This window comes from Methylogaea oryzae (genome assembly GCF_019669985.1).
Lineage (GTDB): Bacteria > Pseudomonadota > Gammaproteobacteria > Methylococcales > Methylococcaceae > Methylogaea > Methylogaea oryzae.
This window is the reverse complement of the sequence record NZ_AP019782.1, coordinates 2,451,165-2,467,904: the sequence shown is the minus strand read 5'-3', so window position 1 is coordinate 2,467,904 and position 16,740 is coordinate 2,451,165. Positions and strand designations below refer to the sequence as shown.

Below are 16,740 nucleotides of genomic sequence, written 5' to 3'. Positions count from 1 at the left end.
GGGTATAGGGGATGAAGATCAAAAGATATTTTGCGCCGGATATCCGTCAGGCCATGCGGATGGTGCGGGACGAGCAGGGGCCGGACGCGGTTATCCTGTCGAACCGCCGCGTGGAGGGTGGCGTCGAAATCGTCGCGGCGTTGGATTTCGACGAGCAGGCTCTGCGGGATAAGTTGGAGGACGCGGAGGCGGCGGAGTCCGTGGAGGTGGCCATGTCCGCTCCGGCTCCCCAAGTCTCGGCGCCGGTTTTGTCCTCCGCGGTGGCGGACGAGCCGCCGTTGCGCGCCACCCGGCCGACTCCGCGGGGCGAGCAGCGGCCCGAGGCCCCCAGGCCGCGTTCGCGTTTGGAGCCTTCCACCAGCACCGTTGGTTTGTTGGCGCGGCTGCGGGGCGCGACGCCTGCGCCTGCGCGAGCCACCCCTTCTGTGGGGGGCGGCCACAATACGGAGACGGTTCCGGCCACCGTTAAGGCGTCCAGGCCAGCGCCGAACGCCCATTTCCGTTCGGCCGGTGAGGACGCGTCCGCCGCCAGTCGTTTTTCCCACGAGCCGCAACCGGCGCCAGCGGCCGGCGCCAACGCCGAAGTGTTGGCCGTGCTGCAACAGGAGTTGCGCCGCTTGGGCAAGGTGGTGGACATGCGCTTGATGGAGGCCGGTTGGCAAGCCGCTTCCCGCGACAGCAACACCACCCGTTTGGATTTGTTGCGCGGTTTGTGCGACCGCGGTTTTGCGAAGGCGGTGGCGCTGAACATCGCCAATCGGCTATCCACCCTCACCGACAGCGAAGAGGCTTGGCGTCAGGCCAAAGACTTGTTGGTGCGGCAATTGCCGGTGGCGGACGATCAATTGTTGGAGTACGGCGGCATCGTCGCCCTGGTCGGGCCGACCGGTGTGGGAAAAACGACCACGATCGCCAAGCTGGCGGCCAAATTCAGGCTGAAGCATGGGCCTAGGCAGGTCGCCCTGGTGACGGTGGATAATTACCGAATCGCCGCCCACGATCATTTGTTCACCTACGGCCGGTTGCTTGACGTGCCGGTCGCCATCGCCAGCAACGCCGAGGAGCTGAGGCGCTCCCTGCAGGGCTTCCTCGACAAAAAGCTCACCCTGATCGATACCGCCGGCATGGGGCAGCACGACGCCCGCTTGGCCGAGCAGTTGTCCATGATCAAGGATTGCGTCATCCCCATTAAGCCCTATTTGGTGATGTCGGCCGCCAACCAATTGCGCGGCTTGGAAGCGGTCATCCGTTCTTTCGGCAGCTGCCAGCCCAAGGCCTGCATACTGACCAAAATGGACGAGGCGGCCCAGCCCGCGGCGGCCCTGTCGGTATTGATGCAGCATCGTTTGCCGTTGTCTTTCGTGGCCAATGGTCAGCAAGTGCCGGAAGACCTGCATGTGGCCCGGGCGGACGATTTGGTTCAGGGATGTTTCGACTCGGTCCACGAAGATGGCGACGGGACGGGTGGTTATGGTTTCGAAGATTGGATAGCCAATGGCGCTTCCTAGACAAGACCAGGCGGCGGGTCTGCGTAGAATGGCCCAATTGAAGCCGGTGCGGGCCCTGGCGGTAACCAGCGGTAAAGGCGGGGTAGGCAAAAGCAATATTTCCGTCAATTTGGCGATGGCGCTTTGCGCCCTGGGACGGCAAACCTTGTTGTTCGATGCGGACATGAGCTTGGCCAATGTGGACGTACTGCTGGGGCTGCAGCCGCGCTACAACCTCTCTCACGTGTTGAGCGGCGAGCGTACCCTCGAAGAGGTCTTGGTGGAGGCGCCGGGCGGTCTCAAGGTGATTCCGGCGTCGTCCGGCATTCAACGCATGTCGGATCTTTCCGTTACCGAGCAAGGGGGCATTATTCGTGCCTTCAGCGAATTCAACCAGGATTTCGATTACCTCATCGTCGACACGGCGGCGGGCACTTCGAACAGCGTGGTCAACTTTGTCCGCGCGTGTCAGGACATCATCGTCGTATTGTGCGACGAACCCACGTCGTTGACCGACGCCTACGCCTTCATCAAGCTGTTAAGCCGGGATTACGGTATTTACCGGTTCCAGATTGTGGCCAACATGGTACAGAATGCCCAACAGGCCCAAGCCTTATTTGATAAATTATGCAGAGGTGCGGACCGCTATTTGGACGTGGCGTTGGCGTTTCTCGGTTTCATACCCTACGACAATTGTTTGCGCCGGGCGGTGCAGCGGCAGTCCGCGGTGTTGCAGGCGTTTCCGCAAAGCGCCGCGTCGCACGCGTTCCATCAGTTGGCGCAGCGGGTGGACAACATGCCTATGGGGATGGAAAACGGCGGGCAGTTGGCGTTTTTCGTCGAGCGTCTGATTCAGTCCGGCTTGGGTCATGCAAACCCGGTGTTATGAGCGGGATTGACCGCTATGCGGCGATGCAGTCGCTTGATATGGATGCGCTGGTTCAGCAGCACGCTCCGTTGGTAAAGCGTATTGCTTACCACCTGATTCAGCGGCTGCCGCCCAACGTCCAGGTGGATGATTTGATCCAGGCGGGCATGTTGGGCCTGTTGGAAGCGGGGCGCCTATACGATCATAGCCAGGGCGCCAGCTTCGAGACCTACGCTGGAATTCGCATCCGCGGCGCCATGCTGGACGAGGTGCGGCGCGCCGACTGGGCTCCCCGTTCCGTGCATCGCAAATACCGCCAAGTGGCGGAGGCGATTCAGGCGGTGGAGGCGGCGGCGGGACGGGAGGCGCGCGACAGCGAAGTGGCCGAGCGGATGGGAATCAGCTTGGCGGAGTATCACCAAATTTTGCAGGATGGCGTTGCCTGCCGCATTTTCAGCATCGAGGAAATGATGGAGGCGGGCAACCAGCAATGGGACGACTCCGCCGGCGTGGACGGTGGTCCGGAGCAGGTTTTGGAGCAGGAGAAGTTCCAGGCCGCTTTGGCGGCATCCATCGATGCCCTGCCGGACAGGGAGAAATTGGTGGTGGCGCTGTATTACGACGAGGAACTCAATCTCAAGGAGATCGGCGAGGTCTTGGGCGTGAGCGAATCTCGGGTATGCCAGATTCATAGTCAAGCCATGCTGCGATTGCGTACGCGCATGCAAGACTGGAGGGCAGTCGGGGCGGCGGGGAAGGGCGAGCGAAGCGGCGCGGCCTAACGCGGGTGGCGCGATATTTTTGGTTAAACAACTTCAGTTTGAGGTGGTGAACGTTGGACAAGAACATGAATATCCTGATCGTGGACGATTTTTCCACGATGCGGCGCATCATCAAAAATCTGCTGCGGGAACTCGGTTTCAACAACGTGGTGGAAGCGGACGACGGACAAACGGCGCTGCCCAAGTTGCATGGGGGCGGCATCGATTTCCTGGTAACCGACTGGAACATGCCCGGCATGAACGGGATCGATTTGTTGAAAGCGGTGCGGGCCGATCCCAAATTGGCAAATCTGCCGGTGCTGATGGTGACCGCTGAAGCCAAGCGGGAGCAAATCGTGGAAGCCGCGCAAGCAGGGGTGAACGGCTACATCATCAAACCGTTCACCGCGGCGACGCTGAAAGAGAAGCTCGACAAGATATTCGAGCGCATCGAGGCCGGCGGTTGATTCCCTGCAGGGGCAGATAATGACTGACAAACAAGAAGCCAACAGCATTCGAATCGAGCAGGCCCAGGCTCTCACCGTTGCGCTGCAAGCGAACGATCACGCCGAAGTGGAAAGGCTGATCGACGCGCTGGCGTCGGAGCGGGACAGCGCGTTGTTTCTGGAGCTGGGTAAGCTGACGCGCCAATTTCACGACGCCATGATGAGCTTTTCCCTGGATGATCGTGTGGTCAAATTGGCCGAGAAGGATATTCCCGACGCCAAGGAACGCTTGAACTACGTGATTACCATGACGGAACAGGCGGCGGACACCACGCTGAACGCAGTCGAGGAGGTCTTGCCCGTATCGGAGGCCATCGCCGCGCAGGTGGGCGATTTGGCGGTGCGCTGGGATAGGTTTTTGCAGCGGGACATGCCGTTCGAGGAGTTCAAGGAGTTTACCAAGGAAATCAGCGAGCACTTCTCCCATTCGCGCGAGGGACTGGCGCTGATTCAGGGAAAACTCAACGAAGTGCTGATGGCGCAAGGGTTCCAAGACCTTACCGGGCAAGTTATCAAGCGCGTGATCGAGCTGGTTCGGGAAGTCGAGGAAAACATGGTCGAACTGGTGCGGATTTCCGGCAAGCGTTATGTGCCGGAGGCGAAATTGTCCGAGCCGGCAGAGGAAGAGGAAGAGCATTTGCAAGGCACGGGACCGGTGGTGCCCGGCGTTGATGACCGTAAGGGCAATACGATGGCTTCGCAGGACGACGTAGACGACCTGTTGTCGAGTCTGGGTTTCTAAAAAAACATAAGCAAAGAGCAGGGCTATGGCCATCGACCTTGACGACGAAATTCTCCAAGATTTTCTTGTGGAGGCAGGAGAGATACTTGAGAAACTGGGCGAACAGTTGGTCGAGCTGGAACAGTCGCCCGGTGATTACGATTTGCTCAATGCGATTTTTCGCGGTTTTCACACGGTTAAGGGGGGGGCCGGTTTTCTTGCCGTCACGCCGTTAGTCGAGGTCTGCCATAGCGCGGAAGACGTGTTCAATGTGCTGCGCCAAGGCGACCGGCGCGTCACGCCGGCCCTAATGGATGTCGTGTTGCAGGTGTTGGACGTGGTCAACGTCATGTTCAACGATATCCGTTCCGGCGAGGATCCCGTTCCCGCCGATCAAGAGCTGTTGCATCGCTTGCACGCTTTCGCCGCTCCGGAAAGCGAAGACGAAGCCGTGGTCGAGGCGGAGGCCGTGGCGGAAGCCGGCCCGCTGGAACTGGAGGTCGCGGCGATGCTGGAGCCCGAGCCGCCCAGCGCACCGCCGCCTGCAGCGGGCGGAGGCAGCGACCTTATCACCGACGACGAATTCGAGGCCTTGTTGGACAGCCTGCATGGCGCCGCTCCAGCCGCCACAAGCGCAGGAACGGCGCAGCCGGCCAGCGGCGAGATTACCGAAGAGGAGTTCGAGGCGCTGCTGGACCAACTCCATGGCAAGCCCCCGGCGCTCGGCGGAAACGCCGAGCCCATCGCCCAAGTTCCCCGCGACGCGAAAGCGACCGAGACAGCCTCCGCCGCCCCGGTTTCTTCCGCCTCCGCTAGCGATGAAATCAGCGAAGACGAGTTCGAACGGCTGCTTGACGACCTGCACGGCAAGGGTAAGTTCGATCCAGCGAGCGTGGCGCCGGCCGTCGCTTCGCCGCCCCCTCCGCCTCCTCAGTCCGCCGACGCTGACACGAAGAAAACCGGCGGCGACGAGATCAACGAGGACGAATTCGAAGCGCTGCTGGATGAGTTGCACGGCAGGGGCAAATTCAGCGGCCTGCCCCCGTCGAATGGCGCCGCCGTCGAGCCGCCGGCGGCGAAACCGGCTGCCAGTCCGGCGCCGCCGCCCCCGGCTGCGCCCAAGCCAGCGCCGAAGCCCGTGCCCGCGGCATCGCCCAAGGCCGCGGAGCCGGACGACGACGGCGCCCGGGGTGGCTCCAAGCAACACGCCGTGGCCGAGACCACCGTGCGCGTGGACACCCAGCGTTTGGACGAAATCATGAATTTGGTCGGGGAGCTGGTGCTGGTGCGTAACCGCCTGCAGACCCTACAGGCGACCCTGAACGACGAGCAGACGTCCAAGGCGGTGGAAAACCTGGACGTGGTCACGGCCGACCTCCAGTTGTCGGTGATGAAAACCCGCATGCAGCCGATCAAGAAAGTGTTCGGCCGCTTCCCCCGCGTGGTGCGGGATTTGGCGCGCAGCTTGAAAAAGGAAGTCAATCTGGAGCTGCGCGGCGAGGAAACCGACCTGGACAAAAACTTGGTGGAGGCGCTGGCCGATCCTTTGGTGCATTTGGTGCGCAACGCCGTAGATCACGGCATCGAGATGCCGGAGGAGCGGGAAGAGGCCGGCAAGCGGCGCGAAGGCACGGTGATTCTGACCGCGTCCCAGGAAGGCAATCATATTCAGCTCACCATCGAGGATGACGGCAAGGGCATGAGCGCCGACGTGTTGCGGCGCAAAGCGGTGGAAAAAGGCCTGATGGACGAGGAGGCCGCCGCGCGCATGGACAACCGCGAATGCTTCAATTTGATCTTCATGCCCGGCTTTTCCACCAAAACGGAAATTTCCGATATTTCCGGCCGCGGTGTCGGCATGGACGTGGTGAAAACCCGCATCGTCCAGATGAACGGCACGGTGGAGGTGGAGTCGGCGCCGGGCGTAGGCAGCCGCATCATCATCAAGTTGCCGCTCACGCTGGCGATCATGCCGACCCTGATGGTCAAGCTGTCCAGGCAAGCATTCGCCTTGCCGTTGGCCAGCGTGGTCGAAATCCTGGATTTGGACTTAACAAAAACCAACGTCGTGGACGGACAGCTGGTGGTGATTGTGCGCGAACGGGCGTTGCCCCTGTTTTACTTGGGCGAATGGCTGGTGCAGCAATACAGCGTCAGCCGCGAGGAAAAAGGCGGGCGGGGCCATGTGGTGGTGGTCAACGCCGGAGGCCGGCACGTGGGGTTTGTCGTCGACCACCTCATCGGCCAGGAGGAAGTGGTGATCAAGGCGTTGGGCGCCAAGTTGCAAGGCGTGCCCGGTTTGGCCGGAGCGACCATCACCGGTGACGGCATGATTGCTTTGATTCTCGATGTGCCCGGCTTGATCAATCATTATGTTGCGTGACGCTGGGCTTCGGAGACTGTAGTCAATGACGATACGCGTGTTGGTGGTGGACGATTCCAGCTTTATCCGCAAGAGAATCGCCGAGATACTCGATCAGGAACAAGATATCGAGATAGCCGGTTACGCGGCCAATGGCGCGGAGGCCGTGCGCAAGACCCAGGAATTGCGTCCCGACGTGATCACCATGGACGTGGAAATGCCGGTGATGGACGGCATCAGCGCGACCAAGCAAATCATGCGCGATTGCCCTACGCCGATTTTGATGTTCTCGGTGAGCACTCAGGCCGGAGCCAAGGCGACCTTGGATGCGCTGGAGGCCGGCGCCATGGATTTTCTGCCGAAACAGCTCAACGAAATCAACGGCGACGTGGAAGTGGCCAAGCGGTTGCTGCGTGTGCGGGTTTTGGGACTGGGCGGCCAATCGGCGCGTTTCCGCCAGCAGCGGCGGGTGCTATCGGCGGCGACGCCTTCCTTCCGTACGCCGCCGCCAGCGCCGACGCCGGCACCCAACGGCGCGGTTCCCGCTCCGCGCTTTCGGCGCGTCGGTGCGCGCGACTTGCGTTTGGTCGCCATCGCGTCCTCCACCGGCGGTCCGGTGGCTTTGCAGAAAATCCTGCTGGAGATACCCGCTACTTTCCCGCTCCCTATTTTGCTGGTGCAACACATGCCCGGCAGCTTCACCAAGAGTTTTGCCGAAAGGCTGAACCAAATCTGCAAGATACGCGTAAAAGAAGCGGAACACGGCGACGAGTTGAGAGCCGGCGTGGCCTATTTGGCGCCGGGCGGTTTCCAGATGGAGCTCTCGGAAGGCGCCCGCAAGACTCTGGTGGTGCGGGAAAGCCGGGCCGGTGAAAACTATCGTCCCTGTGCCGACGTTACCTTCGGTTCCATCGCCAAGAACTTGTCCGGCAAGGTGTTGGCGGTGGTGCTGACCGGTATGGGTTCGGACGGCAAGCTGGGGGCCGAGAAGCTCAAGGCGGCTGGCGCCAGCGTATGGGCGCAAAACGAGGAGAGCTGCATCGTCTATGGCATGCCTAAGGCGATCGTCGATGCCAATTTGGCCGATGGGGTGTTTGATTTGAACGAGATGGCGAACGAACTAAAGTCGTTGTGATGCTATGGATTATTTAAGCATCGTAGGGATCCTGCTGGGTCTCGGCGCAATTCTTGGCGGCAACTGGTGGGAAGGCGGCCACGTCTCGTCTTTGGCCAATGGGCCCGCCATTGTCATTGTGCTCGGCGGCACGCTGGGCGCCATGTTGTTGCAGACGCCGTGGGTGACCTTCGTGCGAGGCATGAAAATGCTGAAATGGCTGTTCGTGCCGCCTCCCTTGGATTTGCGCGCGCAAATCCAAAAGATCATTACCTGGAGCAGCCAAGCGCGCAAGGACGGCTTGCTGGGACTGGAGGCGCTGATCGAGAAGGAGCCGGATCCTTTTTGCCGCAAAGGCTTGCAGATGCTGGCGGACGGAAACGAGGGCGGTTCGGTGCGCGAGGCGCTGGAAGTGGATTTGCAGGCGGCGGAGCAGTTCGATATCCACGCGTCGAAGATTTTCGAAGCCATGGGCGGGTATTCGCCCACCATCGGGATTATCGGCGCCGTCATGGGGTTGATCCACGTGATGCAAAATTTGTCCGACCCCAGCAAATTGGGCGCGGGCATCGCCACGGCGTTCGTCGCCACGGTTTACGGTGTCGGCTTGGCGAACCTGTTCTTTCTGCCTATCGCGGCTAAGTTGAAGGCGCACGTTCACGCCCAGGTTCAGCGGCGCGAATTAATCATCGAAGGATTGATCGCTATTGCCGAAGGGGAAAATCCCAGAAATATCGAATTGAAGCTGGAAGGCTTCCTGCAGGAGTCCTAAGTCGCCATGGCCAAGCGCAAAAAAATGCATGAGGAGCACATCAATCATGAGCGCTGGCTGGTGTCTTACGCCGATTTCATCACGCTGCTTTTCGCTTTTTTCGTGGTTATGTACGCGATCTCCGTGGTCAACATCGGCAAATACAAGGTATTAGCCGAGTCGATGTCCACCGCATTCGCCGACGGACATCCCAAGCGGTCGCTGGATGCGATTCAGGTGGGGGAAATTAAGCGCGGCGGCAGCGTCATCGAAATGATGAAGGAGCAGAGCGACAGTAATCAGCCGTTGGACCCCGATTCCGCCAATACGCCGGACCAACAGCAGGCGCAACTGGATCTTTTGCTGCAACAGATCGCGGAAACCTTGGCGCCTTACATCCGCGATCAAGTGGTGTCGGTGACCAGGGAGTCGGAATGGATCGAGGTGGACATGAAAAGCAGCTTGCTGTTTGGTAGCGGCAGCGCTGATTTGGGCCAAGGCGCTTTGCCGGTGCTGCGCCAGATATCAGACACGTTGCGCAATTCGCCCAATGAGATCCACGTGGAAGGGCATACCGACGACGTTCCCATCAGCACGGTGCAGTTCCCGTCCAACTGGGAGTTGTCGGCGGCCCGCGCCGCCAGCGTGGTGCACGAATTCATGCGGAACGGCGTAGATCCGCGCCGCATGGCCGCCATCGGGTACAGCGAATATCAGCCGGTCGCCAGCAACAAAACCGACGAAGGACGCAACCTCAATCGCCGGGTGGTGTTGATCGTTTTGCCGGTCGGGCAGACACGGCATAAACAAGCCCCGCAAGACGCCCTCCAGCAGTTCCAAGATGCCGTTCGCGGTACGCACTGACGGCTTCGCTCTGGTTAAGGCTTAGAAGCGTATGCATACCTGTGCCTGTTGCGTGGTGTACGCAGGGAGTAACGCCATGGCAAACCGTCGCGAAGCCGCTGAGTTTCCCCGCCGCAGGCTGCCCGTCGGGTGGCGTACAGGACGTACGCCATGAAAATCTGGACCGTCTCCAATCAAAAAGGCGGCGTCGGCAAGACGACCACCGTTGTGACGTTGGGCGGCATCCTGGCAGCCTGGGGTTTCCGTACGCTATTGATCGATTTGGATCCGCATGGCTCCCTAACCAGTTATTTCCGCCTAAATCCGGACGAAATCAAGATCAGCGCCTACAACTTGTTTCAAGATGCCGGCGCGAAAAAAGCGGTCGATCCGCGGCGTTACGTGGTGGAAACGGCGTTCGACGGTTTGCAATTGCTGCCGGCTTCGCCCGTGCTCGCCACGCTGGATCGCCAAGCGGGCGCCATGGACGGAATGGGGTTGGTGATAGCGGCGTCCCTGGGCGCGGTGTCGGATGACTTCGATTTCATTTTGATCGACAGCCCGCCTATGCTGGGCGTCTTAATGGTCAACGCGCTCGCCGCCTGCGATCGCTTAATCATGCCGGTATTGGCGGAATATTTGGCGTTCAAGGGGTTGGAACGCATGCTTCGCACCGTCGACATGATCGGAAGGTCGCGCCGCAAGCCGATCGATTATTTGGTGTTGCCCACGATGTTCGACCGTCGCACCAAGGAATCGCAGGAAAGCCTACAGATGTTGCAGGAGCGTTGCGGAAATAACTTGTGGCGTTCGGTGATTCCGGTCGATACCCGTCTGCGCGATGCCAGCCGGGCAGGCGTTCCGCCCGTTATGTTCGCCGCCCATTCCAAGGCCGTGTTGGCGTATTCTGAGTTTCTGGAGTTCTTGCTGCATGAGTAGCGCGGTGTCGGAAAGGCGGCGAGGTTACCCGTGATGGCGGCGAGAGGCGCTGCGGTCATGCTGGTGCAGCCGGAGTTGGCGCTGGATGCCTATTTGGAGGCGTTGCTCGCTACGGTGCCCGAGGCTGACGTGGAACTGGACGTCGATGTTCCGGTTCTCGAGGTGGAAACGCTGACGGCCGTCACTGAGCCTGTGACGGAGGCCGTCGCTCAAATTGCGCCTATCGAGTCGGTTGAAAGCGAAGCGCTGGCGCAGCCAGATGCCGAGGGCGAGTTTCATGCCTTGTTTTTTCGCATCGGCGGACTCACGCTGGCCACCCCGGTGCTGGGTCTCAAGCGCATTGTGGATTTCGATTTCACGGCGATGTCCGTGACGGCATTGCCTAACCAGCCTTCCTGGTTGCTCGGACTCGTGGAGAACCAAGGCGAAACGCTGGGGGTCATGCACACGGCCGAGTTACTGCTGGGTCAAGAAAAATCCATGCGGCGGGATTTCATGGCCGAGCCTTATCGTAAGATCATCATTTCCCGGCAGGGACGTTACGGATTCGCTTGCGACGAAGTACTCGAAATGGTCAAGTTGCGACCGGAAGACGTTCGTTGGCGGGCGAATCGGCACGGCGATCATCGGGCTTGGTTGATGGGGACGGTTTCGGAGCGACTGAGTGTGCTAGTGGATTTGGCCGAGCTGACGCCTATACGGCGATGAATGCAAATCGCCACCCGTGCGACGCGTGGTGAAGGGTAACAATGTCGAGGAGAGCTACATGAGCGAAAACAACGAGAAACAGACCGGGCCTATACAGTGGGTGACGTTCCGCCTCGGCGATGAGATGTACGGCATCAACGTAATGCAGGTGCAGGAGGTTTTGCGCCTGACCGAGATTGCCCCGGTGCCGGGAGCGCCGGGCTATGTCATCGGCATCATCAATTTGCGCGGCAACGTCGTGACGGTGATCGATTTGCGCAATCGCTTCGGGCTGTCGTCCAAGGAGCCGGACGACGCCTCCCGCATCGTGATTATCGAGGCGGAGGACCAGGTGATAGGCATCCTGGTGGATAGCGTTGCGGAGGTGGTCGAATTGCGCAGCAGCGATATCGAAACGGCGCCGAACGTCGGCAACGACGAAAGCTCCCGTTACATACAAGGCGTCAGTAGCCGGGGCAACCACCTGCTGATTCTGCTCGACTTGAACAAATTGTTCAGCGACGAAGAAAAAGCCGGCATGGCGCTGTTCTAACCTATTAGCGACTACAGCGGTTTCGCGGGAGGGCGGAATGGCCGATGTTCCTGTATCTACGCCGGCATTGCCGGTTCGGCCGCTCGGCAAGGAGCCTAACCGCTTTGTGCGCAAGCGATCCAACCGGCGCAAACCGCCGGACGACGGCAGCACCGAGGGAGACGATTCCAGCCAATCGGATAATAGCGGTGGGGAGGCTCCTCCGGCGGAGCACATCGACACTTACGCGTAATCGGGAGTAGGGCTTTTGGATTGGATGTTGTTCGCTGCGGTGGCTTTGGCGCTGTTGGCCGTGGCGTGGCGTTGCTGGTCTTGGCGTCGGCGTTGGTTATTTGCTTCCGGCGGGTGACGCTGCTCCGTGGCGAAGTGGACACCTTGACGCGGCGCCTGTCGGGGCAGTCGGACGACATCGCGGGTTTGTGCTCGGCGGCTTTGAGCGTTGACCAGCGCCTGGGGCACGATGAAAAGCGCCTGGGCGAGTTGTTCGACTGGATGGAGAGCCAGCGGACCCAAGAAAAGCTTAACCAGCCTTACCACTCGGCAATCAGTTTGATCAAGCGCGGCGCCGACGAGGCGCAACTGGTATCCGAGTGCGGGGTTTCCCGCGAGGAGGCGGCTTTGTTGCTGCGTCTGCACGGCGGCGCTTCCACCGATGGTCCGGGCTGATTTGGCCCCTTCGATTGGTCCGCGCTCCATGGGACGAGCGATTTCCCCCTGAGCGGCAGCCGATTGCCGCTGCCGTTGTTGCCCTGCGGCAATTCATCGCCGCAATCTCCTGAAAATCAGCCCGACAGCCCGTTCCGACGGGCTTTTCTCTTTTGGCACCGTAATTGCCTTCTGATACGCAAAGGCAACGGTGAAGCGACTTTCCTCCCTTAAGAATTCGGCCAATGGGCCGATAAGTTATTCAAGCCTTAGGGATGGAACTGGCTTCCGATTATTGGAGTAGGCATCATGAGCAGCGTTCTCAATATTGCAACCTCGGGGCTGATTAGCTTTCAACGGTCGCTTCAGACCATTAGCCATAATATTTCCAATAGCGGCACCGAAGGCTATAGTCGGCAGATCGTAGATCTGAAGCAATCCATACCGACTTTCACCGGTACCGGCTACGTGGGCAATGGCGTCAATGTCACCGGCATCGCCCGCAGCTACGACGATTTTCTGATTAAGCAGGTGCGGGACAACACCGCTACCCAGCAACAGTCCGAGGCTTACGCGACGCTGGCGAAGCAGGTCGACTCCTTCATCGCCGACGATTCGGTCAACCTGGGCAACGTCATGCAGGAGTTTTTCAACTCCATTCAGGACGTTTCGACGGATCCGACTTCCATTGCGGCACGGCAAACCATGCTCGGCCAAGCCGACAGCATGACGGTGCGCTTCCAGGCGGTCACCAACCGTCTCGACGAGATGCGCGCCGAGGTGAACGGCAACCTGGGCAATATGGTTACCCAGGTTAATTCGGCTTCCCAGTCCATCGCCAAGCTGAACCAGGCTATTTCTGCGGCGTTGGCAGGCGGCGGGCAGGCGCCTAGCGATTTGCTCGACCAGCGGGACCAGCAAATCCTGGAGTTGTCGAAGATCGTCGGCGTGAATGTGTTGCCGCAAAAGAACGGCCAAGTGGCCGTTATTATCGGTAACGGCCAGTCTCTGGTGGACGGCACCAGTTATAGCCAGTTAAAGGCGCAAACCAATGCTTATGGCGAGTCCAAGGATTTGGACATCAACTTGATCACGCCCAATGGCGTGTCTACGACGATTACCAGCAACATCACCGGCGGCGGCATGGGCGGTGTCTTGGGTTTTCGGAATCAAATATTGGATCCGACGCAAAACGCCATCGGACGGATCGTGGTTGGCTTGACCGAAGATTTCAACGCCCAACACGTCATGGGATACGATCTGAACGGCGTACAAGGCGTGAACTTTTTCAGCGCTCCTCCGGCGCCTGTGGTGAGCGGCTTGCCGACCAATGCTTCGACGGTTTCCGCTTCGATAGCCAATCCTTCGCAGTTGGGCGTTAGCGATTACCGGTTGGACATCGTCGCCGGCGGCAATTTTCAGTTGACCGATATGGGAACCGGCTCCGTAGTGCTGACCGGGCCGGCGGCCAATCCGATCGACTTGACCGCTACGACGCCGGCATTAGGCTTGATAGTCAACGTGACCTCGGGCGCGTTGACGTTGGGCGACAGTTTCGTCATTCGTCCGACTCGGGGCGTGGCGGGGCAATTCAGCGTCAATACGGCGATCACCGATCCTTCCATGATCGCGGCAGCGGGCGGCGACCCCACCTTGGGCCAGCCGTTCGCCGGGGTCGGCGATAACAGCAATGCTAAGGCCCTGGTGGGCTTGCAGAAGCTCAAAAATCTGGTTGCCAACCAGGCCACATACCAAGATGCGTTTGGTATCGCCGTCAGCAGCCTGGGTTCGCATACCCAAACGGCCAAGGTTAACGGCGAAGCGCAACAGCGGCTTTTGGATCATTCCTTGGAAGAACAGAGCAAGATTTCCGGCGTCAATCTGGACGAAGAAGCTGCGAAATTGGTCCAGTTTCAACAGGCATATTCGGCATCGGCCCAGGTCGTGAGCATCGCGAGAGAGATGTTCTCCGATCTGATCGGCGCGGTGCGGTAATTAGGAGGCGGTCATGCGTATTTCAACTACTTGGGCGCAACAACTGGGCGTCAACGCGATGCTGATGCAGCAGTCGAAGTTGAGCGAAACCCAAATGCAATTGTCCACCGGCAAAAAATATTTATCGCCTTCGGACAATGTCGCGGCGACCTCCAATGCGCTGGACATCAGCACGTCCCTGTCCGTTACCAAGCAATACGAGGCGAATGCTAAATCGGTCGTTTCTCGCCTATCGGCGGAGGAGTCGGTATTGGGCGGCTCCGTTGATATTATGGACCGTTTGAAAGAGTTGGCGATACAGGGTCAAAACGGCACCCTAAGCGCACCCGATCGCACGGTTCTGGGCGAGGAAGCGTTGCAGCTGCTGGATAGCATGGTCGGTTTGGCCAATACGGTCGGTCCGAACGGCGATTACCTGTTTTCCGGCTTGAAGTCGCAGACGCTGCCTTTCAACAAAACCTTGGCGGCTGCCGGCCCTCCTGCGGTTTACAACTTTCCCTGGCAGGGCAATGCCGTACCGCCGGCGCCGGCCAACGAGCAGAGAACCATCGAAATCGGGCCGAGCCGTAGTGTCGCCGACGGCGATTCCGGCTATTACGTTTTCGGCAGCGCGCCCACATCGGCAGGCCCGACGCAGGATATTTTTACCACGATTCAGAAGTTCGCCAACAACATGCTGAGTAATACGCCGCAGTCGTCCGATATCGCCGATTTGGAGCTGGCGACCCAGCGTTTGCGCACGGTGCGCAGTAACGTGGGCGATCGGTTGAATGCGGTAGACGATCAAAGCGGGATTAATAAAGCCTATGTGCTGCAGATGCAGCAGACGTTGTCGCAAGTACAGGACCTCGATTACACGGAAGCGATCAGCAAACTTAACTTGCAAACGCAAAGCCTGCAGGCTGCGCAGCAGTCGTACATCAAAGTGCAAGGACTGTCGTTATTCAACTACCTGCGCTGAGTTACGCAGGGCACAAAAAAACGGCGTGGCTTTGAGGCCACGCCGTTTTTTTTTTTAGGGTTGGTTTCAGCGGGGCAGGTCGGAACGGCCCATCAGGAACTCGTCCACGGCGCGGGCGGCCTGGCGGCCTTCACGGATGGCCCATACCACCAGGGATTGGCCCCGGCGCATATCGCCGGCGGCGAATACCTTGTCCACCGAAGTGCGGTAATTATCGGTGTTGGCGGCAACGTTTTTGCGGCCGTCCACGGCCACCGCCAGTTCCGCCAGCAGGCCTTCCTGTACCGGATGCTCGAAGCCCATGGCGAGGAATACCAAGTCAGCCTTCAGGGTGAAGTCGCTGCCGGGCACGTCGTGCTTCTCCCAACGGCCGTCGACGTTTTTCCACTCCAGGCGGCGGCATTGGATTTCCTTCACCTTGCCGTTTTCGCCGACGCAAGCGAGGGTTTCCACCGACCAATCGCGCTCGCAGCCTTCTTGATGGGAGCTGGACGTGCGCAGCTTATTGGGCCAGTTGGGCCAAGTCGTCAGCTTGTTTTCCTTCTCCGGCGGTTTCGGCAGCAATTCCAGCTGGGTGACGGAGAGAGCGCCTTGGCGCACCGAGGTTCCGATGCAGTCGGAACCCGTGTCGCCGCCGCCGATGACCACCACGTGCTTGCCCTTGGCGTCGATCCGCTCGCTTTCGGGAATGGCATCGCCGAGGACCGCTTTGGTTTGCTGGGTGAGGAATTCCATGGCGAAATGGACGCCGGCCAGTTCGCGGCCGGGCACGGGCAGGTCGCGCGGCTTTTCGGAGCCGCCGGCCAGCACCACGGCGTCGTAGTCGGCTACCAATTGCTTGGCGGACACGTCCTTGCCGACGCATGCATTGACGCGGAATTGCACACCCTCGGCTTCCATCTGAGCCATGCGGCGGTCGATGAGGCTCTTGTCCAGCTTGAAGTTGGGGATGCCGTAGCGCATCAGGCCGCCGACGCGGTCGGCCTTTTCGTAGACGGTCACATCATGGCCGGCGCGCGCCAATTGCTGGGCGCAGGCGAGGCCCGCCGGGCCGGAACCCACCACCGCGACTTTCTTGCCGCTGCGGTGCGGAGCGATTTGCGGCTTGATCCAGCCTTCGTCCCAGCCCCGATCGACGATGGCGCATTCGATGGTTTTGATGGTGACCGGAGAGTCGTCCAGGTTCAGCGTGCAGGACGCCTCGCATGGCGCGGGGCAGATGCGGCCGGTGAACTCGGGGAAGTTGTTGGTGCTATGCAGGATTTCCAGTGCATCGCGCCATTCGCCTTGGTACACCGCATCGTTCCACTCGGGAATGATGTTGTTGATGGGGCAGCCATTGTGGCAATAGGGGATGCCGCAGTCCATGCAGCGTGCGCCCTGGGTGCGCACCTCGGATTCGCTCAAGGAAATGACGAATTCACGATAGTGGCGGATGCGTTCCTGCACGTCGCCGTAAACACGGTCTTGACGCGCGTATTCCTTGAAGCCGGTCGGTTTACCCATGCTGTGCTACCTCGAAACAGTTTTGCCGTGGAGTTGGTGGT

At 59.9% G+C, this 16,740-nt stretch carries 17 protein-coding genes; 16 read left to right on the top strand and 1 reads right to left on the bottom strand.

Annotated features, from left to right (window positions below):
• The first annotated feature begins 11 nt into the window (after positions 1–11).
• From flhF to flgL, 16 genes are all read left to right on the top strand, one after another.
• Positions 12–1,508: a flagellar biosynthesis GTPase FlhF gene (flhF, locus tag K5607_RS10785; RefSeq protein ID WP_221047007.1), complete on the top strand. Its 1,497-nt coding sequence runs from the start codon at positions 12–14 to the stop codon at positions 1,506–1,508.
• Positions 1,495–2,376 carry a MinD/ParA family protein gene (locus K5607_RS10780; protein WP_054774227.1) on the top strand — a complete coding sequence of 294 codons (882 nt, stop codon included), beginning with the start codon at positions 1,495–1,497 and terminating at the stop codon, positions 2,374–2,376. The genes flhF and K5607_RS10780 overlap by 14 nt, the downstream gene beginning before the upstream one ends.
• Positions 2,373–3,137: an RNA polymerase sigma factor FliA gene (locus K5607_RS10775; RefSeq protein WP_054774228.1), complete on the top strand. Its 765-nt coding sequence runs from the start codon at positions 2,373–2,375 to the stop codon at positions 3,135–3,137. The genes K5607_RS10780 and K5607_RS10775 overlap by 4 nt, the downstream gene beginning before the upstream one ends.
• Positions 3,138–3,202: 65 nt before the next feature.
• A complete protein-coding gene (cheY, locus tag K5607_RS10770) occupies positions 3,203–3,583 on the top strand; it encodes a chemotaxis response regulator CheY (RefSeq protein WP_246598834.1) in 381 nt (126 codons plus the stop codon).
• A 19-nt stretch (positions 3,584–3,602) separates the two neighbouring features.
• Positions 3,603–4,364, top strand: coding sequence for a protein phosphatase CheZ (locus tag K5607_RS10765; protein ID WP_054774230.1), 762 nt, complete (start codon positions 3,603–3,605; stop codon positions 4,362–4,364).
• A 25-nt stretch (positions 4,365–4,389) separates the two neighbouring features.
• Entirely contained in the window at positions 4,390–6,726 is a 2,337-nt protein-coding gene (locus K5607_RS10760) for a chemotaxis protein CheA (RefSeq protein ID WP_221047006.1), read from the top strand.
• Between the two features lie 25 nt (positions 6,727–6,751).
• Entirely contained in the window at positions 6,752–7,840 is a 1,089-nt protein-coding gene (locus tag K5607_RS10755) for a protein-glutamate methylesterase/protein-glutamine glutaminase (protein ID WP_221047005.1), read from the top strand.
• 4 nt (positions 7,841–7,844) lie between these two features.
• A complete protein-coding gene (locus K5607_RS10750) occupies positions 7,845–8,591 on the top strand; it encodes a flagellar motor protein (protein WP_054773338.1) in 747 nt (248 codons plus the stop codon).
• Between the two features lie 6 nt (positions 8,592–8,597).
• Positions 8,598–9,434 (top strand): flagellar motor protein MotD, encoded by an 837-nt coding sequence (gene motD, locus K5607_RS10745; RefSeq protein WP_221047004.1) that lies wholly within the window; start codon positions 8,598–8,600, stop codon positions 9,432–9,434.
• 150 nt (positions 9,435–9,584) lie between these two features.
• Positions 9,585–10,352 carry a ParA family protein gene (locus K5607_RS10740; protein ID WP_054773336.1) on the top strand — a complete coding sequence of 256 codons (768 nt, stop codon included), beginning with the start codon at positions 9,585–9,587 and terminating at the stop codon, positions 10,350–10,352.
• 57 nt (positions 10,353–10,409) lie between these two features.
• Positions 10,410–11,060: a chemotaxis protein CheW gene (locus tag K5607_RS10735; RefSeq protein ID WP_054773335.1), complete on the top strand. Its 651-nt coding sequence runs from the start codon at positions 10,410–10,412 to the stop codon at positions 11,058–11,060.
• Between the two features lie 58 nt (positions 11,061–11,118).
• Positions 11,119–11,592: a chemotaxis protein CheW gene (locus tag K5607_RS10730; RefSeq protein WP_054773340.1), complete on the top strand. Its 474-nt coding sequence runs from the start codon at positions 11,119–11,121 to the stop codon at positions 11,590–11,592.
• Between the two features lie 106 nt (positions 11,593–11,698).
• Positions 11,699–11,824 (top strand): hypothetical protein, encoded by a 126-nt coding sequence (locus K5607_RS18185; RefSeq protein ID WP_255210730.1) that lies wholly within the window; start codon positions 11,699–11,701, stop codon positions 11,822–11,824.
• A 65-nt stretch (positions 11,825–11,889) separates the two neighbouring features.
• On the top strand, positions 11,890–12,258 hold the full coding sequence (locus K5607_RS10725; RefSeq protein WP_054773334.1) for a DUF2802 domain-containing protein: 369 nt from the start codon (positions 11,890–11,892) through the stop codon (positions 12,256–12,258).
• A 288-nt stretch (positions 12,259–12,546) separates the two neighbouring features.
• On the top strand, positions 12,547–14,232 hold the full coding sequence (flgK, locus tag K5607_RS10720; protein ID WP_221047003.1) for a flagellar hook-associated protein FlgK: 1,686 nt from the start codon (positions 12,547–12,549) through the stop codon (positions 14,230–14,232).
• A gap of 58 nt (positions 14,233–14,290) precedes the next feature.
• Positions 14,291–15,193 (top strand): flagellar hook-associated protein FlgL, encoded by a 903-nt coding sequence (gene flgL, locus K5607_RS10715; RefSeq protein ID WP_246598833.1) that lies wholly within the window; start codon positions 14,291–14,293, stop codon positions 15,191–15,193.
• A 66-nt stretch (positions 15,194–15,259) separates the two neighbouring features.
• Here flgL and K5607_RS10710 read toward each other — a convergent pair whose 3' ends face one another.
• Positions 15,260–16,699 carry a glutamate synthase subunit beta gene (locus K5607_RS10710; protein ID WP_054773330.1) on the bottom strand — a complete coding sequence of 480 codons (1,440 nt, stop codon included), beginning with the start codon at positions 16,697–16,699 and terminating at the stop codon, positions 15,260–15,262.
• Positions 16,700–16,740: the final 41 nt, after the last annotated feature.